General features: G+C 70.5%; 18 protein-coding genes. 9 read left to right on the forward strand and 9 right to left on the reverse strand.

What is annotated here, in order from left to right; all coding sequences use genetic code 11:
* The first annotated feature begins 1 nt into the window (after position 1).
* Positions 2-1,222, forward strand: a complete 1,221-nt coding sequence (locus MKL01_RS28210) for a CaiB/BaiF CoA transferase family protein (protein WP_243908491.1) — start codon at positions 2-4, stop codon at positions 1,220-1,222.
* A 34-nt stretch (positions 1,223-1,256) separates the two neighbouring features.
* The gene (locus MKL01_RS28215; protein WP_243908492.1) at positions 1,257-2,069 is read left to right on the forward strand and encodes an enoyl-CoA hydratase/isomerase family protein; all 813 of its coding nucleotides are present in this window, start codon (positions 1,257-1,259) and stop codon (positions 2,067-2,069) included.
* Between the two features lie 9 nt (positions 2,070-2,078).
* Here the strand turns inward: MKL01_RS28215 and MKL01_RS28220 are convergent, their stop codons facing one another.
* From MKL01_RS28220 to dctP, 4 genes are read right to left on the reverse strand one after another with little or no spacing between them, the layout of a single operon-like run.
* Positions 2,079-2,546: a YbaK/EbsC family protein gene (locus MKL01_RS28220; RefSeq protein ID WP_243908493.1), complete on the reverse strand. Its 468-nt coding sequence runs from the start codon at positions 2,544-2,546 to the stop codon at positions 2,079-2,081.
* 57 nt (positions 2,547-2,603) lie between these two features.
* Positions 2,604-3,956, reverse strand: coding sequence for a TRAP transporter large permease (locus MKL01_RS28225; protein ID WP_243908494.1), 1,353 nt, complete (start codon positions 3,954-3,956; stop codon positions 2,604-2,606).
* Positions 3,953-4,627: a TRAP transporter small permease gene (locus MKL01_RS28230; RefSeq protein WP_243908495.1), complete on the reverse strand. Its 675-nt coding sequence runs from the start codon at positions 4,625-4,627 to the stop codon at positions 3,953-3,955. Before MKL01_RS28230 ends, MKL01_RS28225 begins: the two co-directional genes overlap by 4 nt.
* Positions 4,624-5,646: a TRAP transporter substrate-binding protein DctP gene (dctP, locus tag MKL01_RS28235; RefSeq protein WP_243908496.1), complete on the reverse strand. Its 1,023-nt coding sequence runs from the start codon at positions 5,644-5,646 to the stop codon at positions 4,624-4,626. The genes MKL01_RS28230 and dctP overlap by 4 nt, the downstream gene beginning before the upstream one ends.
* A 195-nt stretch (positions 5,647-5,841) precedes the next feature.
* On the opposite strand from dctP, the gene MKL01_RS28240 reads away from it, so the two are divergent.
* Complete coding sequence (locus MKL01_RS28240; RefSeq protein WP_243908497.1) at positions 5,842-6,495, forward strand: GntR family transcriptional regulator; 654 nt, start codon at positions 5,842-5,844, stop codon at positions 6,493-6,495.
* Positions 6,496-6,572: 77 nt separating this feature from the next.
* Here MKL01_RS28240 and MKL01_RS28245 read toward each other — a convergent pair whose 3' ends face one another.
* The 5 genes from MKL01_RS28245 to MKL01_RS28265 all read right to left on the reverse strand — a co-directional run bounded on the left by MKL01_RS28245 (position 6,573) and on the right by MKL01_RS28265 (position 13,798).
* The gene (locus MKL01_RS28245) at positions 6,573-7,265 is read right to left on the reverse strand and encodes a GntR family transcriptional regulator (protein ID WP_243908498.1); all 693 of its coding nucleotides are present in this window, start codon (positions 7,263-7,265) and stop codon (positions 6,573-6,575) included.
* A gap of 60 nt (positions 7,266-7,325) precedes the next feature.
* The gene (locus MKL01_RS28250) at positions 7,326-10,262 is read right to left on the reverse strand and encodes an FAD-linked oxidase C-terminal domain-containing protein (RefSeq protein ID WP_279604942.1); all 2,937 of its coding nucleotides are present in this window, start codon (positions 10,260-10,262) and stop codon (positions 7,326-7,328) included.
* 126 nt (positions 10,263-10,388) lie between these two features.
* On the reverse strand, positions 10,389-12,194 hold the full coding sequence (locus MKL01_RS28255) for an IlvD/Edd family dehydratase (protein ID WP_243908500.1): 1,806 nt from the start codon (positions 12,192-12,194) through the stop codon (positions 10,389-10,391).
* A 120-nt stretch (positions 12,195-12,314) separates the two neighbouring features.
* Positions 12,315-13,082, reverse strand: coding sequence for an SDR family oxidoreductase (locus MKL01_RS28260; RefSeq protein WP_243908501.1), 768 nt, complete (start codon positions 13,080-13,082; stop codon positions 12,315-12,317).
* Between the two features lie 2 nt (positions 13,083-13,084).
* Entirely contained in the window at positions 13,085-13,798 is a 714-nt protein-coding gene (locus tag MKL01_RS28265) for a GntR family transcriptional regulator (protein WP_243908502.1), read from the reverse strand.
* 118 nt (positions 13,799-13,916) lie between these two features.
* Between MKL01_RS28265 and MKL01_RS28270 the strand changes: the two genes are divergently transcribed.
* From MKL01_RS28270 to MKL01_RS28295, 6 genes are all read left to right on the forward strand, one after another.
* Positions 13,917-15,176, forward strand: a complete 1,260-nt coding sequence (locus MKL01_RS28270) for an ABC transporter substrate-binding protein (RefSeq protein WP_243908503.1) — start codon at positions 13,917-13,919, stop codon at positions 15,174-15,176.
* Between the two features lie 7 nt (positions 15,177-15,183).
* The gene (locus tag MKL01_RS28275; protein WP_243908504.1) at positions 15,184-16,059 is read left to right on the forward strand and encodes a branched-chain amino acid ABC transporter permease; all 876 of its coding nucleotides are present in this window, start codon (positions 15,184-15,186) and stop codon (positions 16,057-16,059) included.
* 14 nt (positions 16,060-16,073) lie between these two features.
* The gene (locus MKL01_RS28280; protein ID WP_243908505.1) at positions 16,074-18,632 is read left to right on the forward strand and encodes a branched-chain amino acid ABC transporter ATP-binding protein/permease; all 2,559 of its coding nucleotides are present in this window, start codon (positions 16,074-16,076) and stop codon (positions 18,630-18,632) included.
* Positions 18,629-19,552 (forward strand): 3-hydroxyacyl-CoA dehydrogenase, encoded by a 924-nt coding sequence (locus tag MKL01_RS28285; RefSeq protein WP_243908506.1) that lies wholly within the window; start codon positions 18,629-18,631, stop codon positions 19,550-19,552. The genes MKL01_RS28280 and MKL01_RS28285 overlap by 4 nt, the downstream gene beginning before the upstream one ends.
* A gap of 2 nt (positions 19,553-19,554) precedes the next feature.
* A complete protein-coding gene (locus tag MKL01_RS28290) occupies positions 19,555-20,484 on the forward strand; it encodes a 3-keto-5-aminohexanoate cleavage protein (protein WP_243908507.1) in 930 nt (309 codons plus the stop codon).
* Between the two features lie 825 nt (positions 20,485-21,309).
* Complete coding sequence (locus MKL01_RS28295; RefSeq protein ID WP_243908508.1) at positions 21,310-22,998, forward strand: methyl-accepting chemotaxis protein; 1,689 nt, start codon at positions 21,310-21,312, stop codon at positions 22,996-22,998.
* Positions 22,999-23,014 lie beyond the last annotated feature (16 nt).

Here is a 23,014-nt window from a genome sequence, read left to right on the forward strand (position 1 = left end):
TATGGCGGACGCAACGAAACGCTCCGGTCCGCTGGCCGGGATGCGGGTGATCGAGCTGGCCCACATCATGGCCGGGCCGGTCTGCGGACTGATGCTCGCCGACATGGGTGCGGAGGTCATCAAGGTCGAGAAGATGGACGGGGACGACACCCGTCGCACGGTCCCGCCCGCCCTGGAGGGCGAGAGCGCCGCCTACATGATGATGAACCGCGGCAAGCGCGGCATCAGCCTCGACCTCAAGGATCCGGACGGCGTGGCCGTGCTGCGCCGCCTGCTCAAGGGCGCCGACGCGCTGATCGAGAATTACCGCGGCGGCACGATGGAGCGCCTCGGGATCGGCTACGAGACGCTGCGGCAGGAATTTCCGGAGCTCGTCTACTGCTCCCTCTCCGGCTTCGGCCGGACCGGGCCCTACGCCGACCGGGCCGGGTTCGATCTCGTCGCGCAGGGCATGAGCGGACTCATGTCGGTGACCGGGGAGGGGGCCGGCCGGCCGCCGATGAAGTGCGGGCCGCCGGTGACCGACATCACCGCCGGCATCCTGGCCGCCATGGGCGTCCTGGCGGCCTATGCCAACCGCCTGCGGACCGGGAAGGGGCAGGCGGTCGATACCTCGCTCTTCGAGGCCGGCATCACCCACACCTATTGGCAATCGGCCATCGCGATGGCGACCGGGATTGCCCCGGGGCCCATGGGCTCGGCGCATCCGCTGAACGCGCCCTACGAGGCGGTCGAGACCGCCGACGGCTGGATCACCATCGGCGCCGCCAACCAGACCAACTGGCTGCGGCTGCTCAAGGCGATCGACGCCGAGGCCCTCGCCGAGGATCCCCGTTTCGCGCTCAACCGCGACCGGATGGCCAACCGGCGCGAACTCACCGCGACGCTCGCCCCGATCTTCAGGGCCCACGGCTCCGCGGAATGGCTCACGCGCCTGGAGGCGGGCGGAGTCCCGGCCGGGCCGGTGCTCGACGTCAACGCCATGCACCGGGATCCCCAGACGCTGGCGCGCGAGATGGTGGTGGAGGTGGACCACCCGCGGGTCGGCCGGATGAAGACGCTGGGGCTGCCGGTGAAGTTCTCCGACACGCCGGGACGCGTGCACGGACCGGCCCCGTTGCTCGGCGAGCATTCCCGGGCGATCCTGGCCGAGGCCGGCTATTCGGCCGCCGAGGTCGACGGCCTGATCGCCCGGGGCGTGGTCCGCGAGACCGTGGCCTGACCCTGGCCTGACCCTGCCGAACGGAGACCGTTCCATGAATGCCGCGCCCGCGACCGACGAGCTGCTGTTCACGACGGACGAGGCCGGCATCGCCCGCATCGTCCTCAACCGGCCCCAGGCCCGCAACGCGATGACCTTCGCGATGTACCAGGGCCTCATCACCTGCTGCGAGGCGATCACCGGCAACCCGGCCGTCAAGGCCCTGATCATCACCGGCGCCGGCGACAAGGCGTTCGCGGCCGGCACGGACATCGGTCAGTTCCGCAGCTTCAACACCGCCGAGGACGCCCTCGGCTACGAGCGGTTCATGGACCGGGTCCTCGGATCGCTGGAGCGGCTGCGCGTGCCGACCATCGCGGCGATCGCCGGCGCCTGCACCGGCGGCGGCGCGGCCATCGCGGCGGCTTGCGACCTGCGCGTCGCCACCCGGGATGCCCGCTTCGGCTTCCCGATCGCGCGGACGCTGGGCAACTGCCTGAGCCAGGGCAATCTCAAGCGGCTCTCCGGCCTGATCGGGCCGGCCCGGGTCAAGGACATCATCTTCACGGCCCGCCTCGTCGGGGCCGAGGAGGCGCTGGCCATCGGCCTCGTCGGCGAGGTGGTCGAGGATCGCGCTGCCCTCACCGAGCGGGTCGACAACCTCGCGCACCTCTTGGCCGGCCACGCGCCGCTGACCATGCAGGCGACCAAGGAGGGGCTGCGGCGCCTCGCCGAGGAGGACGCCCCGCCCGAGGGCGAGGCGCATCCGGGCGATGACCTCATCCTCATGTGTTACATGAGCGGGGATTTTCGCGAGGGCATGGAGGCGTTCCTCGGCAAGCGCCCGCCCAACTGGAGCGGGCGCTGAACCCCGGGCTCACGCCGCTTCCTGGCAGACATCGACCCACGTCGCGTCGACCAGGGCGGCCATGCGATCCGGCGCGATCTTGACCGCGCTGCGCGGGCTGCCGGCCGCCGGCACCACTTCGGCGAAGGCCTTGAGCGAGACGTCGCAGTAGACCGGCAGCGGCGCGATCAGGCCGAACGGGCAGACGCCCCCGACCGGGTGGCCGGTGATCGCCTCGACCGCGGCGAGATCGAGCATCCGGACCTTGCCGCCGAACACCGCCTTGGCCTTGCGGTTGTCCAGCCGCGCATCCCCGCGGGTCACCACGAGGGCGTTCTGGTCGCCGACGCGGATGGCGAGCGTCTTGGCGATCTGGGCCGGCGCGACGCCGTGGCCCGCCGCGGCCTCCGTGACCGTGGCCGTGCTGGTCTCGAGCTCGATGACCGCGATGTCGGGCGCTCGGGCGGAGAAGAACGCCCGGACGGAATCGAGGCTCATCGGTGTTCCTGGAGACGCGGGCCGCAGCGGCGGCGCGCGCTCCGTCGGAACCCGCCCCTACCGCGTCGTGGCCAGTAGCAGATCCGGCAGCCACAGCGCGATCCCCGGCACGAGGCACAGGATCAGGATCGCCACCGCCATCAACAGAACGAACGGCAGGGTGCCCCAGATGATGTCGGCGAGGGGGATGTCGGGGGCGATGTTCTTGATGACGAAGATGTTCAGGCCCACCGGGGGGTGGATCAGGCCCATCTCCATGGTGATGGTCATCACCACGCCGAACCACACGAGGTCGAAGCCGGCGGCCCGGAGCGGCGGCAGGATGATCGGCGCGGTCATCAGGATGATCGAGACCGGCGGCAGGAAGAAGCCGAGCACGATGACGAGGGCCAGGATCGTCACCAGCAGCAGCCAGCGGGACAGCTCCAGCGCCACGATCGCCTGCGCGGCCGCCTGCGAGATGTGGAGGTAGCTCATCACGTAGGCGTAGAGCAGCGACATGCCGATGATCAGCATCAGCATGGTCGATTCCCGCAGCGTCGCGGTCAGGATCGGGCTGACGTCCCGGAACCGCCAGACGCCGTAGATCGCGGCGATCAGTGCCAGAGCCAGCAGGCCGCCAAGGCCCGCCGTCTCGGAGGGTGTCGCGTAGCCGCCGTAGAGCGCCACCATCACGCCGGTGAGCAGCACGATGAAGGGCAGCACCCGGGGCAGCGTCGAGAAGCGCTGCGCCATGCTGTACTGGTCGTCCGCCAGGATCGGCGAGGCCGGGCCGCCGCGCTCGAGGATCGCCTTGGCGGTCGCGTATTCCGAGCGGAAGCGGAGGATCGACCAGGTGGCGAACAGGCCGACGAGCAGCAGCCCCGGTCCGATTCCGGCGAGGAACAGCCGTCCCAGGGACTGCTCGGCGGCCACCGCGTAGAGGATCATGGTGATCGAGGGCGGCAGCAGGATTCCGAGGGTGCCGCCGGCCGCGATGATCCCGGCCGCGAAGCCCGGCGAGTAGCCGCGCTTGCGCATCTCCGGGATGCCGGCCGCGCCGATCGCCGAACAGGTCGCCGGGCTCGACCCCGCCATGGCGGCGAACAGCGCGCAGGCGAAGACGTTGGCGATGCCCAGGCCGCCGGGGATCCGGTGCATCCAGGCGTGCATGGCCGAGTAGAGGTCCTGTCCCGCCCTCGACCGTCCGATGGCCGCGCCCTTGAGGATGAAGAGCGGGATCGACAACAGGGTGATGGAGGCCATCTCCTCGTAGACGTTCTGCGCCACCGTATCGAGCGAGGCGCCGGGCATGAACGCCACCATGAAGGCGAGCGCCACGAAACCCAGCGCGAAGGCGATGGGGATGCCCGACAGCATCGCGCCGAGCGTCGCCCCCGCGTACAGGAACCCGATCGCGGCCGTGCTCATCGTTCGCCCTTCGCGGTCACCGTCCGCCCCATCGGATCCGGACCTTCGGGCTGGATCGTGCGGTTCAGGTCGGCCCCGAGCCCGATCTTCGGCTTCGCCCAGCCGGCGGCCCGGGGCCCGTAGGCCAGCGCCTCCGCGATCTGGAGGGCGAATTGCAGGCACAGCAGACTCATGCCAAGCGCCATGAGCGTGTAGGGAATCCAGAGCGGCGGTCCCCAGGTCGATTGCGAGACCTGGCCATCGACCCAGGCCTCGTGGTCGAGCGACCAGCTCTTCCAGGCGAAGAACAGGCAGAAGACGAGGCTGACGCCGTCGGCCAGCAGCAGCCGGACCCGGTTGGCGGTCGGGGACAGCAGACCGGTGAGGGCCTCGATCGCCACGTGGCCACGCTTCGCCTGCACGCCGGCGGCCGACAGGAAGGTGGCCCCGATGATCAGGAACACCGCCATCTCGTCCTGCCAATCGGTCGGCTGCTTCAAGAGGTAGCGGACGACGACGCTGTGGGTCAGCACCAGGCAGGCCGACACGAGGCACAGGCCGCCGACCGCCAGGATCACCCGGTTCAAGAGGCGCATCGCCCGGTCGAGGATCCCCAGGAGGCCGGGCAGGCGGGCTTCGTCGGCCGCCCGCGTCTCGGCGGCCGCCGTGGCCGCGTCGAAACCGTGGCTCACGCGACCTGCTCGGCGAGCTTGAGCAGCTCCGCGCAGCTGGCGTTCTTGCCGGCATAGTCCTTCCAGGCGGTATTCCGCGCGAGGTCCCGCCACTGGCCGAGCGATTTCTCGTCCAGCTGGGAGACCTTGGCGCCGGCCTTCGAGAAGATCGCCTCGACCCGGGTGTCATCCTCCTTCGCGCCGGCCTGCCCGAAGGCTTCCAGCTCGGCACCCACCGCCATGATCAGGTCCTGCTGGCCCTTCGGCAGGCCCGAGAACACCGTCTTGGACATCATGATCGGCTCGAGCATGAACCAGTAGGACCGCTCCCGGCCGGAGGTCAGCGCCTTGGCCAGCTCCTCCAGGCGGAACGAGATGAGGCTGGTGGACGAGGTGATCACCGCGTCGCAGGCGCCGGTCTGCATCGCCGCGTAGGATTCGTTCGACGGGATCGACAGGGTCGCGGCGCCCGCCTCCTTCATCATCATGTCCATCTCGCGCGAGCCGCCGCGGACCTTCAGGCCCTTGGCGTCGGCCGGGCTGACGAGCGGCCGCTCCCGGCTGGCGACGCCGCCCGCCTGCCAAACCCAGGAGACCAGGATGATGCCCTTCGCGTCGAGGATCTCGGCGAGCTTGCGGCCCACCGGCGCGCTCTTCCAGGCCACGGCCTGCGCGTAGGACGTCACCAGGGCCGGCATCAAGCCGATGTTGAGCTCCGGCACCTCGCCGCCCGCGTACGGGCTCGGGTAGAGCGACAGGTCGAGCGCCCCCTTGCGCATGGCGCCGAACTGGGCGTTCGTCTTCATCAGCGAGGAACCGGGATAGACCTGGACCTCGATCGCCCCCTGCGAGCGCTCGCCCACGGTCTTGGCGAACTTCCGGCACATGCGATCCCGGAAGTCGCCCTCATCGATCGTGCCGCCCGGGAACTGATGCGAAAGCTTCAGCGTCGTGGCCGCCTGGGCCGTCCCGAGGCCGAACCGCAGGACCACCGGCGCCGCAAGGGCGGCCGCAACAACCGAGCGACGTGTTGGCGTCATAGCGCTCTCCCGCGCCGCACCCTGGCGGCTCATTATTGTGCAACGCGATAAGAAATCACGTGTTTGTGTGCATGAATGGCGATCTTGTGTACTTTGTCAATCTGTATGCATATTCCCCTGGCATTCGTCGGCGCGGAACGGCGTTCTGCTTGACGTTCCGCCACGAACCCGCGGACGACGGGAGTTCCTGGCAGAATGAGCCACGCTCAGCGGCTTCGGCAGCGGATCGAGGACGAGATCGTCTCGGGGGATCTCGCACCCGGCTCGCGGCTCGACGAGAGTCAGCTCGCGGCGCGGTTCGGGGTCTCGCGCACGCCGATCCGGGAGGCGCTGCTTCAGCTGGCGGCCACCGGGCTCGTTCAGACCAAGCCCCGGCGCGGAGCCATCGTCACCGCGTCCGAGCCCCATCTGCTGCTCGCGATGTTCGAGACCATGGCGGAGATCGAGGCCGCCTGCGGACGGCTCGCGGCGCGACGCCTCGCCGCCGCCGACGCGGCCGCCCTGACGGCGGCGCTCGACGGGTGCCGCGCGGCCCTCGCGACCACCGATACCGAGGCCTACTACGCCGAAAACTACGTGTTCCACGCGGCCATCTACAGGGCGAGCCACAACGCCTTCCTGGCGGACCAAGCCCTGTCGCTCCATCGCCGTCTGGCGCCGTACCGCCGTCTGCAGCTGCGCGTCCGTCAGCGCCTGCCGCAGTCGATGGCCGAGCACGAGGGGATCGTGGCCGCCCTCCTGGCGGGCGAAGAGACCAAGGCCGCCGACGCGCTGCGGAGCCACGTTCTCGTGCAGGGCGACCGCTTCACCGACCTGATCGCGGGGCTGAGAGCGCCGAGCGCCGCCTGAGGATCGGTTTCACGCAGCGAGACGGCGGCGCGCACTCCTAACGTCCCATCCTAGGGTCGAGGCTGGCGGATCCCGCGTCAGACGGGCTCGGCGGCGTTCTCCGCGACGCCGTAGCTGGCCGCGATCACGGATTTCTTCCCGCGGATATGCTCGCGCATCAGGACGGCGAGCGCGGCGCCGTCCCGGGTCCGCAGGAGTTCGATCATCCGCTCGTGTTCGGACACGGCCCGGGCCCACTGGTCCGGCGTCTGATGAGCCGAGTAGCGCGACCGCTGGATGCGGCCCGACAGGCTCTCGTAGATGTTCGTCAGCACCGTGTTGCGGCTTGCCGCCATGATGCCCTCGTGGATCCGCCGGTTGTGACTGAAGTAGCCGGCCTCGTCGCCCGCCTTCCAGGCGGCCACCATCGCCTCGTGGTCGACCAGGAGCGCGTCGATATCGGCGTCGGTGATGGTGCGGCAGGCGAGGTCCCCGGCGGTCGCCTCGAGGCCGGCGATCACCTCCATCATCTCCTCGAGTTCCGTGTCGGAGATGCTGGCGACGCGTGCGCCGCGGTTCGGCAGCAGCTCGAGCAGACCCTCCGTGGCCAGGATCTTGATCGCCTCGCGCAGCGGCGTGCGCGAGATGCCGAAGCGCTCCGTCAACTCGCTCTCGTTGATCCGCGCCTTCGGCACCATCTCGCCGGACCGGATCAGCTCGCGCATCCGCTCCGCCACCTCATCGTGGAGGTATCGGCGGCTTATACCGATCCCGGGCTCGATTTTGTTCATGGTCCCCCGGCACACGGCAGGTCGAAATGACCTATCGTTCCTGTGTATGTGCGCGGCGATTCAGTGTCGAGGTACGAGGGCGCGATCCAGAACACGAGCCACATGTTCCGCGCGGAGACCGAGGCCGTCGTGGATCTGATGACGGCAGCTCGTGCCGTCGGCGACAACCAGATCGTCGGGTGCGGCGGCGCGCAACGCCGGAAACAGCGACAGCTCCGCCATGGCGAAGGACGTGTCGATCGATTCGGGCCGGTAGCCGAAGGCGCCCGCCATGCCGCAGCAGCTCGACTCGATCACGCGCAGATCCAGGCCCGGCACCGCCCGCAGGACCGTCTCCACGCTGCCCATCAGGCCGAAGGACTTCTGGTGGCAATGGCCGTGCAGATGGGCGACGCGGCCGCCCTGATGGGCGAGGGGAAGCTCGATCCGGCCCGCGGCGAGATCGGCGGCGAGCAGCTCCTCGAAGAGCAGCGATTGGCGGGCCAGCAGCCCCGCATCCTCGCCCGGCAGCAGCGCCGCGAACTCGTCCCGGAACGTGAGCAGGCAGGACGGCTCCAGGCCGACCACGCGGACCCCCGCCCGGAGGAAGGGCAGCAGCGTGTCGAGGGTCCGCTGCGCCTCCCGGCGCGCGCGATCGGTCTGGCCGGAGGCGAGCCAGGTCCGCCCGCAGCAGAGCGGCCTGCGTCCGCGCGGCGGGTCGACCCGATGCAGCCGATAGCCGGCGGCCCGGAGCACGCGCTCGGCCGCCTCCAGATTCTCACGCTCGAAGGCGCGGTTGAAGGTGTCGCCGAACAGAACGATGTCGCGGAAATCGCCGACCACGTCCTGCGGATGGGCGGCTTCGCCCTGTTCGCTCCAGGGCCGGCGCCAGCGCGGGAGCGACCGCCGCGCCGAGAGGCCGGCCATGCGTTCCGACAGGGCCGCGAGGGCCGGATACCGGTCCCGGAGATTGAGGAGCGGCGCGAGCTTCGCCGCGGCCCCGGCGTAGAGCGGCATCAGGGCGATCAGGCGCTCGCGCAGGGGCAGCCCGTGCCGGGCGTGATAATGGTGCAGGAACTCGACCTTCATCTTGGCCATGTCGACGCCGGTCGGGCATTCCCGCCGGCAGGCCTTGCAGGAGACGCAGAGGTCGAGGGTGCGCTTCATCTCCGGGCTGGTGAAGGCGTCCTTCCCGAGCTGGCCCGAGATGGCGAGCCGCAGGGAATTCGCGCGGCCGCGGGTGAGATGCTGCTCCTCCCGGGTCACCCGGTACGAGGGGCACATGGCGCCGCCGACGAGCTTCCGGCAGGTGCCGTTGTTGTTGCACATCTCGACGGCCGCGCCGAAGCCGCCCCAATCCGACCAGTCGAGGGCGGTCTTGAGCGGCTGCGTGGCGGCGTAATCCGGCTTGAACCGGAACAACGACCGGTCATCCATCGCCAGCGGCCGGACGATCTTGCCGGGGTTGAGCCGGTTCTCGGGGTCGAAATCGTCCTTCACCGCCTCGAACGCCGAGGTCAGGACCGGGCCGAACAGGGGCGCGATGTATTCGGAGCGCGAGATGCCGTCGCCGTGCTCGCCGGAATAGGATCCCTTGTAGCGGCGCACCAGCGCCGAGGTCTCCTCCGCGATGGCGCGCATCCGGCGCACGTCGCCCGCCTCCTTCATGTCGAGGATCGGGCGGACATGCAGGCAGCCCACCGACGCGTGGGCGTACCACGTGCCGCGGGTGCCGTGCTTGGTGAAGACCTCGGTGACCGCGTCCGTGTAGTCGGCGAGGTGCTCCAGCGGCACCGCGCAATCCTCGATGAACGAGACCGGTTTCGCGTCGCCCTTCATCGACATCATGATGTTGAGGCAGGCCTCCCGCACCTCCCACACCGATTTCTGGCGGGGCGGCTCCACCACCTCCACGACGGCGCCCGCGAAGCCGTGGTCGGCCATGCAGGCGTCGAGGCGCTTCAGGTCGCGCTTGAGCGCCGCGAGGTCGTCGCCGGCGAACTCGGTGAGCAGCAGGCAGTTCGGCTTGCCGCGGGTGATGTCCGCCAGGGTCGAGCGGAACAGCGGAATGTCGGCCCCCAGCACCAGGACGTTGCTGTCGACGAGCTCGACCGCCACCGGATCGAGCGCCACGATGTGCCGGGTGGTCTCCATGGCGGACCGGAAGGACGGGAAGTGACACACCCCCATCACCCGGTGCCGCGGCAGCCGCGACAGCTTGAGCGTCACCGACGTCGTGGCGGCCAGCGTCCCTTCGGACCCGACCAGCAGGTGCGCGAGGTTCGGCCGGGCCTCGACCAGGGCATCGAGATTGTAGCCGCCCACCCGGCGCTGCACCTTCGGGTAGCGCGCCGCGATCTCGTCGCGATGCCGGTGGGCGAGGTCCCGCATGCGACCGGCCAGGGCCTCGACGCGGCCCGAACCGGTCACGCCCGACAGCGCGTTGCCGGTGAGACCGAATCCGAAGGCCTCGCCGTCGTGGAGCAGCGCCTCCATGGCCAGGACGTTGTCGCTCATCTTGCCGTAGCGCAGGGACCGGGCGCCGCAGGAATTGTTGCCCGCCATGCCGCCGATGGTGCAGCGGGTCGCGGTCGAGGGCTCCACGGGGAAGAACCAGCCGTCGGCCTTGACCCGGGTGTTGAGCCGCTCCAGCACCATGCCGGGCTCGACCGTGATCGTGCCGCCCTCCGGATCGTAGGCCAGCACGTCGTTGAAGTGCCGCGCGCAGTCGACCACGAGGCCCGAGCCGATCGGCTGGCCGTTCTGCGAGGTGCCGCCCCCGCGCAGGATGACCGGCGCGCCGTGCTCGGCGGCGATCCGCAGGGTCGCGGCGATGTCGGCGGCCGAACGCGGCAACACCACGCCGGCCGGCATGATCTGGTAGATCGACGCATCCGTGCTGTAGCGCCCGCGGGTGAACGCGTCGAAGCGCGCCTCACCCTGCAATTGCTCCGCGAGCCTGCGTGCCAGACCGGAATCCTGACGCGCCGCCGCGCGCGGCGCCGTCCCGTTCTGCAGCCCTGTTCCCGTCACCTCGGCGCCCTCCCGCGGCGGTCCGAAATCGCCGCGGGGAACGTATTCAAAATTCAGTCATCCGGAAATCCTTCGACACGCCCTGCGCGATTTCGGCGCGGGCCGGGGGGCTCAGTGATTGTCCCGCGGCACGCCCGAGGTCTGCGCGACCTTCTGGAACTTCACCGCGCCCTTCAGCACCATGCCCTGATCCAGCTGGTCGACCTGGGCGCGGTAGATCTCCTGCCAGGGCGTCTGCGAGGCCGGGAACGGGAAGCCGCCGCGCGCCGCGAGATCGACCCGGCGGCGCTCCAGTTCCTCGGGCGGGAGCAGGATGTCGGCGCTGCGCCGGTTGAGATCGACCCGGATCCGGTCGCCGGTCTGCAGCAGCGCCAGGCCGCCCCCCGCCGCCGCCTCCGGCGACGCGTTGAGGATGGCGGGGGTGCCGGAGGTGCCGGATTGGCGCCCGTCGCCGATGCAGGGCAGGGAGGTCACGCCGCGGCGGATCAGCGCCCCGGGGGGCTGCATGTTCACCACCTCGGCGGCGCCGGGATAGCCGATGGGGCCGGCGCCGCGCATGATCAGGATGGTGTTCTCGTCGATGTCCAGGGCCGGATCGTCGATGCGGTGGTGATAATCCTCCGGCCCGTCGAACACGATCACCCGGCCCTCGAAGGCCATCGGGTCGGCGGGGTTGCGCAGGTAGCGCGCGGCGAATTCCTCCGAGATCACGCAGGTCTTCATGATCGCCGAATCGAACAGGCTGCCCTTGAGATTGAGGAATCCCGCCCGTTCCATCAGCGGATCCCCGTAGGCGCGGATGACGTCGCGGTTCCAGCTGTGCCGGCCGCGGTAGTTCTCGCCGACGGTGCGGCCGTTGCAGGTCAGGGCGCCCTCGTGGACCTTGCCGGCCTCGATCAGCTCGGCGAACACCGCCGGCAGGCCGCCGGCGCGGAAGTACTCCTCGCCCAGCCAGCGGCCGGCGGGCTGCATGTCGACGAGGAGCGGGATCTCGAAGCCGACGCGTTCCCAGTCGTCGCAGGAGAGCGGCACGCCGATGTGCTTGGCGATGGCGTTGATGTGGATCGGCGCGTTGGTGGAGCCGCCGATGGCGGCGTTGGCCACGATGGCGTTCTCGAACGCCTCCCGGGTGAGGATGTCGGAGGGCTTCAGATCCTCCCAGACCATCTCGACGATCCGCTGGCCCGTGGCGTAGGCCGCCTGCCCGCGCTCGCGATAGGGCGCCGGGATCGCCGCCGAGCCGGGCAGGGCGAGGCCCAGCGCCTCGGCCAGCGCGTTCATCGTCGAGGCCGTCCCCATGGTGTTGCAATGGCCCGTCGAGGGCGCCGACGAGCCGACGATGTCCATGAACTGCTGGAAATCGATGTCCCCGGCCGCATGGCGCTCGCGGGCCTTCCAGACCACGGTGCCCGAGCCGCTCAGCTCCTTCTGGAAGTAGCCGTTGAGCATCGGCCCGACGTTCAGCGAGATCGCCGGGATGTTCACGGTCGCGGCCGCCATCAGGCAGGCCGGCATGGTCTTGTCGCAGCCGGTGAGCAGGACGACGCCGTCCAGGGGATAGCCGTACAGCACCTCGACCAGCGACAGGTAGGCGAGGTTGCGGTCGAGCGACGCCGTGGGGCGCTTGCCGGTTTCCTGGATCGGGTGGCACGGGAACTCGAAGGCGACGCCGCCCGCCGCCGTGATGCCTTCGCGCACGCGCTTGGCGAGTTCCACGTGGTGGCGGTTGCAGGGCGACAGGTCCGATCCGGTCTGGGCGATGCCGATCAGCGGCTTGCCCGAGCGCAGCTCCTCCGGCGTCAGCCCGTAGTTCAGGTACCGCTCCAGGTAGAGCGCGGTCATCCCCGGATTGTGCGGATTGTCGAACCACGCCTTCGAGCGCAGGTCGGCGGGCGCGATGCGGCGTTTGTCGCTCATGGTCGCTTCCTCATATCCTCGGGCCGTCTCGGGTGGGCGCCCCCCGGCGATCTGCCGTGAATCCGCGATTCTCTACCCTGTCGCGATGAGAACCGCAGCATCGCCCATCGCGGGTTGATGTCAGGACAGCATCCGGGTGTCACCGTCGATGGAGATCGCCTGGCCCGAGATGCTCCGGCCGCGGGCCGAGCAGAGCAGCAGGATCTGATCGGCGAGCTGCCCCGCGGTGACGTATTCCTTGACCGACACGAACGAGAAGGCGCGGGCCTCCATCTCGGCGAAGCTGGTGCCCTGCTGCTGGGCCTTGGATTCGAGCACCCGCCGCTGGCGGTCGCCGGCGACCAGTCCCGGCAGGATCGCGTTCACCCGGATCCCGGCGCCGCCGAGTTCGATGGCGAGCGACTTGGTGAAGCCGATCACCCCCCATTTGGCTGCCGCGTAGGGGCTGCGCAGGGCGAAGCCGAACTTGCCGGCCGCCGAGGACAGGTTGACGATCGAGGCGTTCGCGCTCTGGCGGAGGTGCGGCACCGCCAGCCGCGCGCAGTTGAACTGGCTGGTCAGGCACACGGTGAGGCATCGGTCCCACTCCTCCGGGGCGATCTCCTCCACGCGGCCGGTCGGCCCGGCGATGCCGGCATTGTTCACCAGCACGTCGAGGCCGCCGAGGAAGTCGACCGCCTGATCCATCATCGTGGCGACCGCATCGCGGTCGGCCACGTCGGTAAGGCTGCGCCCCACGGCGTCCGGCAGCCCGGCGAGCGCGTCCGTATCGATGTCGCAGGCGAAGACCCGCGCGCCCTCCGCCAGAAAGGCGTCGACGACGCCGCGTCCGATTCCCGCGGCGCCCGCCGTGACCAGCACGCGCAGGCCGGCAATCCCGAGATCCATGGTCAATCCCCTTCGTGAGCGTCCCGCAATCCGCCGCGGGCCATGATGAAAGCCGCCGCCTCGCGGATATCGGCCGCGATGGCGGCCGCGGCCCCGGATCCGTCCCGGATCTCGATCGCCGCCAGCGCCTCCGCGTGCCGCCGCAGCGCGAAGCCCTGGAGCAGCCGCTCCGGATGGGCGCGCAGGTCCAGGTTGATCACCGGACCCGCCTTCAGCCACAGGCGGGCGATGATCTCCTGCAGGGGCGCCAGCCCGCAGGCGCCGTAGATCGCGAAATGCAGGTCGCGGTTGAGCTGGACGGCCCGGGCGCGATCGGGTCGCGCCGCCTCCGCCTCGGCCCGGAACGCCGCCTCGGCCCGGCGGATCGCCGCAAGCTCGGTGGCGGTCCTCCGCTCGGCCGCCCGGGCGACGGCGAGGCCCTCCACCGCGATGCGGGTCTCGGCCAGCGCCCGGAACGCCGCCGCACCCATCACCGGCACCCGGATCACCCGGTTCGGGGCCACCTCCAGAACGCCGTCGGCCGCGAGGCGGCTCACCGCCTCGCGCACCGGCATCACCGAGACGCCGAGGGCCGCCGCGCTCTGGCGCAGGGACAGCCGATCGCCCGGCGCCAGCCGCCCGGACGCGAGGAGGTCCGAGAGCGCCTCGTAGACCGTGTCGGACAGGGTCCGCCGCGCGAGCTGCGGCAGTTCGGCGAGGGCCGTGGTGGAATTCATATGCCGACACTAGACGGATCAGGCACTATCGCGCTAGTGATCTGTGATCACAGTTTGGGCGAGGGCCATAAGAGCCCGCGCAAAAGCCCGGCTGGAGGAAACGCACGGGAGCGGAACGATGACGGACCGGTTCGGGGATCCCCTTTCTCGCCGCAGCCTGCTGCAAGCCGGCGGCGCGGCCCTGATCGCCCCGGCTCTGGCCAGTCCGGCCCTGTCCCAGGGGCAGCCGGACGTGATCCGGATCGGCCACCTGACCCCGCGCACCGGGTTCCTCGGGCCGCTTGGCGAGTTCGCCGTCCAGGCCGCGCAACTGGCGGTGGAGGAGATCAACGCGGCCGGCGGGATCGGCGGCCGGAAGGTCGAACTGCTCTCCGAGGACAGCGTCAACCCGCAGACCGCATCGGCCAAGGCCGAGCGCATGGTTCAGCGGGACCGGGTCGCCTGCCTCGTCGGCGAGATCAACTCCGCTTCGGCGCTGGCGATCAGCCAGGTGGCCCAGCGCGAGAAGATCCTGTTCATCAACACCGGCGCCAACTCGGACGCGCTGCGCGGCGCGGACTGCAAGCGGTTCATGTTCCACGTCGAGGCCCAGAACACCATGATGGTGCGGGCCTGCGGGCGCGCCCTTCTCGACCGCGGGCTGATCAAGGGCCGGAAGGTCTACGCGCTCACCGCCGATTACGCCTTCGGCCACGATCTCCTGAAGCAGGCCAAGAAGTACTTTGCCGCCAATGACGCGACCCTGGTGGGCGAGGACCTGATCCCCACGGAGCTCACCGACTTCTCGCCGTTCCTGCTGAAGCTCCGGCAGGCCCGGCCGGACCTCGTGATCTGCAACCTCGCGGGGGCGCAGATCACCAACTTCCTCAAGCAGTTCAGCGAGTTCGGCCTGCCGTTCCCGGTCGCGGGCTTCGGCTTCGACACGGCCCTCGCCTGGGGCGCCGGGCCGGGCAACTTCCTCGGCACCTGGCCGGTGATCTGGCATCACCTGATCGACTCGCCCTCGGCCAAGGCTTTCGTCGCCGCCTTCAGAGCCAAGTACAAGAAGCCGCCGGAGAACCAGGGCTGGGGCGATTATACCGCGCTCAAGATCGTGGCGCAGTCGATGAACGCCCTGAAGTCCACCGAGTCGATCAAGGTCGTCGAGCACCTGGAATCCGGCGCGAAGTTCGACATCGCCAAGGTCCGGGAGGGCTATTTCCGGGCCTGGGACCACGAGCTGATGCAGGAGATGTTCGCCATCACGGCCCTTCCGGCGGATCAGGTGAAGAACCCCTACGACATCTTCACCTCGTCCCCGCCGCTGCCGGGTCCCGGCGAGAGCCTGGAACTGCTCGCCACCACCCGCGACGAGAACGCCTGCACCTTCCCGGCGTGAGGCGGCCATGCAGCTCGTCTTCATCCTGGAGCAGGTGCTCAACGGCCTCCTCATCGGGGTCCAGTACCTGCTGATCGCCCTCGGCCTGTCGCTGATCTTCAGCCTCGGCGGCATCGTGAACCTCGCCCACGGCGCCTTCTACGCCATCGGCGCCTACGTGACGGTTCTGCTGACGCCGTCGATCGGCTTCGGCGGCGCTCTCGTCGCCTCGCCGCTGGTGGTGGGCCTGCTCGGCCTCGTGATCGAGCGGTTCCTGCTGCGGCGCTTCTACCGGGGCGACCCGACGCTCGGCCTGCTCCTCACCTTCGGGCTCGCCATGGTGGCCGAGCAAGCCCTGCGCATGGCCTTCGGGGCGGCCCCGGTCCCGTTCGGGATCCCGCTTTGGTTGCGCGGGCAGGTCTTCATCGGCGACCTGATCTACTCGCGCTACCGGCTCTCGATCCTGGTTGTGGCGCTTGCCTGCGTCGCCGGCCTGTGGTTGCTCCTGACCCGCACCAGCTTCGGGCGCGTGGTCCGGGCCGGCGTGCAGAACCCCGACATGGTGGCGGCGCTTGGCATCTCGCTGCGGCCCTACATGACCGCCGTGGTGACGATCGCGGTCGGGCTCGCGGCCCTGGCCGGGACCATGATGGCTCCGGTGACCGGCGTGCATCCCGCCATGGGCGCCGAGATCCTGACCTTCGCCTTCGTGGTCGTGGTGATCGGCGGCCTCGGCTCGTTCTGGGGCGTGGTGCTCGCCGCCCTGATCGTCGGGGTGGTCCGGGGCTTGACCGCCTATGCCTATCCGCCGGCCACCGAGGCCGCCGTCTACGCCCTCATGGTGCTGGTCCTGCTGCTGCGCCCGCGTGGCCTGTTCGGCGAGCACATCGCGCGGTTCGAGTGAGCGGAGAGCGTCCCATGGCCGGAACCGCCGAACCGCTGCCCCTGGCCGCGCCCCAGCGCGGGCTGATCCTGCGCGAGAGCCGGCAGCTCTGGGCGGCACTGGCTGCCCTGATCGTCCTGCCCTTCGCCCTCGACGCGATCGGCCTGACGCTGATCACCGCCACCGACGTGGTGCTGTTCGCGCTCGCCGTGCTGGGCCTCAACATCCTCGTCGGCTGGACCGGGCTGACCTCCTTCGGCCACGGGGCCTGGTTCGGGATCGGCGCCTACGCGGTGGCGATCCTGCAGACGCGGCTGTTCCCCGGCGACATGGCGCTGCCGCTGCTGGGGGCGCTGGCGATCACCGGGCTGGCGGCGCTCGCCGCCGGCGGGCTGATCCTGCGGCGGCGGGGCGTCTACTTCTCGCTTCTGACGCTCGCCTTCACGGCGATGCTCTACGCCATCGCGTTCCGCTGGACCGACCTGACCGGCGGCGAGAACGGCATCGGCAACCTGCACCGCTGGGCGGCCCTGCAGGAACCCGGCGCCTACTATGCCGCCGTGTCGGGCGTCGCCTTCGCGGTGCTGGTCGGCCTGTGGCGGTTCCGCCGGTCGCCGATGGGCACCGTGCTGGTGGCAATCCGCGAGAACGAGCAGCGGGCCGGCTTCCTGGGCTACGCCACCAACCGCTACAAGCTCGCGGCCTTCGTGATCTCGGCGACGATCACCGGGCTCGCCGGGGCGCTCTCCGCCTACAGCCACCGCTTCACCTCGGCCGACCCGATCTCCATCGCCTTCTCGGGCGAACTGCTCGCCATGGTGGTGATCGGCGGGATGCGCTCGTTCCTCGGGCCGGCGCTCGGGGCGCTGTTCTACATCCTGTTCCGCGAGTTCCTGTCGATCTACACCGCCGACTGGCTCTTGTATTTCGGCCTGCTGTTCGTCGGCTTCATCGTGTTCTCGCCGGACGGGCTGGTGGGCATCGCGGCGCGCCTGGCGAAGCCCTTCCGGCCGGCGCCGTCCGCGGGGGCGGCGATGTCGGCCCGGCGCGCCGGTGCCTCAGGGCGTGTCCCGGCGCGCTTCATCGCGGAGGGCCGCACCGGGGGTCCCGTCCTCTCCGCCGAGGCCATCAAGAAGAGCTTCGGGCCGGTGGCGGCGGTGCGCGGCGTGTCCTTCGCGGTGGCCGACCGGACGCTCCACGCGCTGATCGGCCCGAACGGTGCCGGCAAGACCACGGCCTTCAACCTGCTCTCCGGGATGTTCCGGCCGGATTCAGGGCACATCGTCCTCGACGGGCAACCGATCGCCGGGCTGGAGCCGCACGCCATCACCCGGGCCGGGATCGGACGCTCGTTCCAGATCACCAACCTGTTCCCCGGCCTGTCCGTGGAGGAGAACGTCCGCCTTGCCGTCCAGGCCCGCCACCCGGGGCATTTCAGCCCCTGGCGGAACGCCCTCGGCATCCGCGAGATCGCCGACGACACCGCCGAGCTGCTGCGGTGGGCGGGGCTGGCGGGCATCGAGCGCGCGGAGGCCGGCAGCCTGTCGTACGGCGGCCAGCGGCTCCTCGACATGGGTCTGGCGCTCGCCACGCGCCCGCGGGTGCTGCTCCTCGACGAGCCCCTCGCCGGCCTCGCGGCGGCCGAACGCGAGCGCGTCGGCGCCCTGATCAAGGCGCTCTCGGCCGACATCCCGGTCCTGCTGGTGGAGCACGACATCGACCGCGTGTTCCGGCTCGCCGACCGGGTCACCGTGATGGCCGACGGGGCCGTGCTGGTCGACGGCTCGGTGGCGGAGGCCCGGGACGATGCCCGGGTCCAGGCGGTCTATCTCGGCTCGGGCACCGCGGCGATCGCCGCCAAGCCCCGGGCGAGCGCCGCCGAGGCCGAGACGCTGCTGGCCATGGAGGGCGTCGACACCTTCTACGGCAAGTCGCACATCCTCAACGGCGTGGACCTGGCGGTCCGCCGGGGCGAGGTGGTGGCGCTGCTCGGCCGCAACGGCGCCGGCAAGTCGACCCTGCTCAAGACCCTGATCGGCACCGCACCCCCGGCCGCCGGCCGGATCGTCCTCGGCGGCCGCGACATCGCCGGCCTGTCGCCGGACCGGATCGCCCGACTCGGCATCGGCTACGTGCCGCAGGGGCGGGCGCTGTTCGCCGGGATGAGCGTCGCCGAGAATCTCGGGCTCGGCCGGCTGCGGCGGCTCACCGGTGCGGGCGTCCACTGGGACGAGGACAAGGTGCTTGAGGTCTTCCCCCGCCTGAAGGAGCGCTGGAGCGTCGATGCCGCGCGCCTGTCGGGCGGCGAGCAGCAGATGGTGGCGGTGGCCCGCGCCCTCTCGGGCGACACCCGGCTCCTGCTCCTCGACGAGCCCTTCGAGGGCCTCTCGCCGGCCGTGACCGAGGAGCTGTTCGAGGCGTTCGACCGTTTGCGCCGCGAGATCGCGATCATCCTGGTGGATCATCACCTCGACCTCGCCCTGGCGCTCTCGGACCGCACCGTCGCGCTGGAACGGGGGAGCGTCCAGTGGGCCGGCGAGTCGCGCCTCCTGCGCGACGATCAGGAACTGCGGCGGAAGGTGTTGTGGCTATGACCGAGAGCGTCGCGATCGTCGGTGCCGGCCTGATCGGCCGGGCCTGGGCGATGATCTTCGCCCGCGCGGGCTGGGACGTGCGGCTCTTCGATGCCGCGGACGGCGTCGCCGCGGCCGCGGTCCCGCTCTGCGCCGAGGGTCTGCGGACGCTCGCGGCGAACGGCCTCTGTCGTGACCCGGAGGGCGCGGCGGGCCGCATCAGAGCGGCCGACAGCCTCGCTGCCGCGCTCGACGGGGTCGGCTTCGTCCAGGAGAACGGGCCGGAGCGGCTCGACGTGAAGCGGAGCCTCTTCGCCGAGCTCGACGCGCAGGCGCCGTCCGAGGCGATCATCGCCTCCTCCTCGTCGGCGATCCGGTGCTCCCTGTTCACGGAGGATCTGCCGGGCCGGGCGCGCTGCCTGATCGGCCACCCGGTGAACCCGCCCCACCTGATCCCGCTGGTGGAGATCTCCGGCGCACCCTGGACGGACCCGGCGGTGCTGGCACGCGCCCGGACCACCTACGAGACCATCGGCCAGGTCCCGATCACCGTGCTGAAGGAGATTGAGGGCTTCATCCTCAATCGCCTCCAGGGTGCCCTGCTGGCGGAGGCGTTCCGCCTCGCCTCGGAGGGATACGTGACCCCGCAGGACCTCGACCGGACCGTCGCGGACGGGCTCGGCCTGCGCTGGAGCTTCATGGGCCCGTTCGAGACGATCGAGCTGAACGCGCCGGGGGGGATCGCCGATTACTGCGCGCGCTACACCGGGTTCTACAAGAGCCTCGCCGCCGATCCCGCACCGCCGAGCGTTTACGAGGCGCCCGCCACCGGTGCGATCCTGGCAAACTGGCAGGCGCCCGCCGACCTGCCCGCCCGCATGAACCGCCGCGACGCGCGGCTCGCGGCCCTGCGGGCCCACAAGGCTTCACAGAAGGACTGAGCATGGCCTCACAGCGGAAAGTCATCATCACCTGCGCGGTGACGGGCGCGATCCACACGCCCAGCATGTCGCCGCATCTCCCGGTCACGCCCGAGGAGATCGCCGATGCCGCCATCGGCGCCGCCGAGGCCGGCGCGGCGATCATCCACCTGCACGCGCGCAACCCGGAGACCGGTCAGCCGGACCAGTCGCCCGAGGCCTTCGCCAAGTTCCTGCCCGTAATCAAGCAGCGCTCGTCCTGCGTGGTGAACCTCACCACCGGCGGCGCGCCGACCATGTCGATCGAGGAGCGCGTGCGCCCGGCCGCGACCTTCCAGCCGGAGGTCGCCTCGCTGAACCTCGGCTCGATGAATTTCGGCCTGTTCGGCATGCTCGACCGCTTCAAGGACCTGAAGCACCAGTGGGAGCGGGACTACCTCGGCAACAAGGACATCATCTTCCGCAACACGTTCGGGCAGATCGAGCACATCCTGACAACCTGCGGGCCGAACGGGACGCGGTTCGAGTTCGAGTGCTACGACACCGCCCATCTCTACAATCTCAAGTACTTCTTCGACCGCGGATTGGTGCAGGCGCCGCTGTTCATCCAGACGGTGTTCGGCCTGCAGGGCGGCATCGGCGCCCATCCCGACGACGTGATGCACATGAAGCGCACCGCCGACCGGCTGTTCGGCGACCAGTACCGCTGGTCGGTGCTGGGGGCGGGCCGCAACCAGATGAACATCGCCGCCATGGCCGCCGCGATGGGCGGCAACGTCCGGGTCGGTCTTGAGGACAGCCTGTGGGACGGCCCCGGCAAGCTCGCCGAGACCAACGCCGCGCAGGTCCGGCGCGTCCGCTCGATCATCGAGGGGCTGGGCCTCGCGGTCGCATCGCCCGACGAGGCGCGGGAGATGCTGGCGCTCAAGGGCGGCGACAAGGTCGCGTTCTGAGGGGCGATCGGGCCTGCAGGGCCGCGACGGGCGCCACGGGTCCGGGCGCCTGAGTTGCGCTTGAGGAGCTGCGTTCAATCCGGGCGGCCGAAGGCCGTCCCGTCGTCCGCGCCAGCGGAGCGACGGGAGCGGTCCTGCCGGACCGCCTCGTTCCGCTCATCGGGATGCCAGATCGGCCACTCGTATAGCGGCTGAAGCGCTGTCTCTCCGATGCGGATCACGACGCGCGACGCGGTCTCCTCCCCCTTGCGGGGAGGAGTTGGAAGCGGGGGTGGCGCAGACGGCACCGCCGAGCCCCATCCGGAGCCACCCCCACCCCTCGCCGCGAGGGCGAGGGGATGCGCGCTCAGACCGTCAGGCGCGTGATCCAATTCGAATTTCAATTGCTTTAGCCGGCAGGGCGGTTCGACCGATCGTCCGGCTGGCCGGCGCATCGGGGCTGACAGCCGGGACGACCCGGACAGCGACCGGATCGCAATCCGCATCGGGCGGCCGCGACTGACCGGCAAGGGCGGCCGCTCGGTGCCAAGCGAAATCGCGTAGAAGCCGGATCCGGCGTCCGCGCAAAGAATTCGTCGGTGTGGCCTTCTCCATCGTAACGTCCGCCGGGTCGTGACCCTCGGCGACGGCATAGCGCCAGGCGCAGCAGCGTTGCCATCCATCGAAGGCTTGGGCCGGAGACATCCGCCGCGGCCCCGAAAACGCCTCTGCCGACCGGCAATTCGCCGCCTGGGCAAGACGGCGATCAGCACCTGTTAAATGTTCCTCGGCAATCGTAGGCGTCGCGGCCAAGAAATGTTTCTATTGGGCTGCTCCGAGGGCGCCGTGTCTCTACAATCTGTCTCCATTCGGACGAAAATGGTCGTCGCCTTCACGGTCCTGACGGTCTTCGTGGTCGGGCTGGGCGTCCTAGGGCTGATGAGCACACGCACGCTGCGGGCGCAGTCGGTCGAGGTCGAAACGAACTGGCTGCCCAGCATCAGGACCCTCGGGGAGATCGATACGCTCACGTCGCGCAGCAGCGGCCTGCTCCTGCGGCACACGCAAGCCACCGACCCGAAACTCCTGGCGACCATCGAGAAGGATATGGAGCGCTTCGACGGCAAGCGCGTCGACCGGATCGCCACGTACCGGACGCTCATCAGTTCGGCCGAGGAGCGCGCGCTGTTCGACACGTTCATCCGCGAGTCCGACGTGTTCCGGACCATCCGCGACGCCGTGGTCGAACTCTCGCGCGGCGGGCAGAAGGCCGAGGCCTATCAGCTCTACGAGACGAAGGGCCTGATCCCGCGGCGGGCCGCCTCCACGGCACTCGAATCGCTCATCGCGATGAACAACGACGGCGCCGCAAAGGCCGAGGCGAACAGCGCAGCCGTCTACGAGCAGACCCGCACGGTGATCTTCGTCGCCATCGGGCTGGCGCTGGCCCTGTCGGTCCTGTCGGGCGTGGTCATCGTCCTGGGCGTGACCCGCGGCATCGCCTCTGTGGTGAAGCCCATGCAGGCGCTGATCGCGGGCGACCTCACGGTGGAGATCCCGCACCAGAACGCGAAGACCGAGATCGGCGCGATCGCCTCGGCCGTGCAGGTATTCAAGCAGGGCCTGGTCCAGATGAAGGCCCTGGAGGCGGAGACCGCGCAGGCCCGGCTTGCGGCGGAGGAGCAGCGGCGGGTCGGCATGCGCACGATGGCGGACGGGTTCGAGGCCGCGGTCGGCGGCATCGTCGGCCAGGTCTCGTCGGCCGCCACCGAACTGCAGGCGACGGCCGGCGCGATGTCGGCCCTGGCCGGCCAGACCTCGGCCCAGTCGGGCACGGTCGCGGCCGCCGCCGAGGAGGCGGCCAGCAACGTCAACACCGTGGCGGCCGCCGCCGAGCAGCTCGGCGCCTCCGTCCAGGAGATCGGACGGCAGGTGCAGGGCTCGACCGAACTCGCCCAGGCCGCCGTGGCCGAGGCCGACCGGACCGGTGCGCTCGTCCAGGAACTCAGCGCCGCCGTGGCGCGGATCGGCGACGTCGCCGGCCTGATCGCCGCCATCGCCGGCCAGACCAACCTGCTGGCGCTCAACGCCACCATCGAGGCCGCCCGCGCCGGCGCGGCCGGCAAGGGCTTCGCCGTGGTCGCCTCCGAGGTCAAGGCGCTGGCCGAGCAGACCGCCCGGGCGACCGCGGAGATCTCGGGCCAGATCGCCCGGGTCCAGGGGGTCACCGGCCAGGCGGTGGGCGCCGTCGGCACGATCACCGCGCGCATCCGCGAGATCGACGCGGTGGCCGCCTCGATCGCCGCCGCCGTCGAGGAGCAGGGCGCGGCCACCCAGGAGATCGTGCGCAACGTCGGCCAGGCCGCGCAGGGCACCGGGGCGGTGACCGGCACGATCGCCGGCGTCGCGGGCGCGGCCGAGGAGACCGGCGCCGCCGCCGCACAGGTGCTCGGCGCCGCCTCCGAACTCTCCCGCCAGTCCGAGCACCTCGCCGCAGAGGTCGACCGCTTCCTCGCAACCGTCCGCGCCGCCTGACAGCGCGCCGCGGACC

The organism is Methylobacterium sp. J-070 (genome assembly GCF_022829385.1).
Taxonomy (GTDB): domain Bacteria; phylum Pseudomonadota; class Alphaproteobacteria; order Rhizobiales; family Beijerinckiaceae; genus Methylobacterium.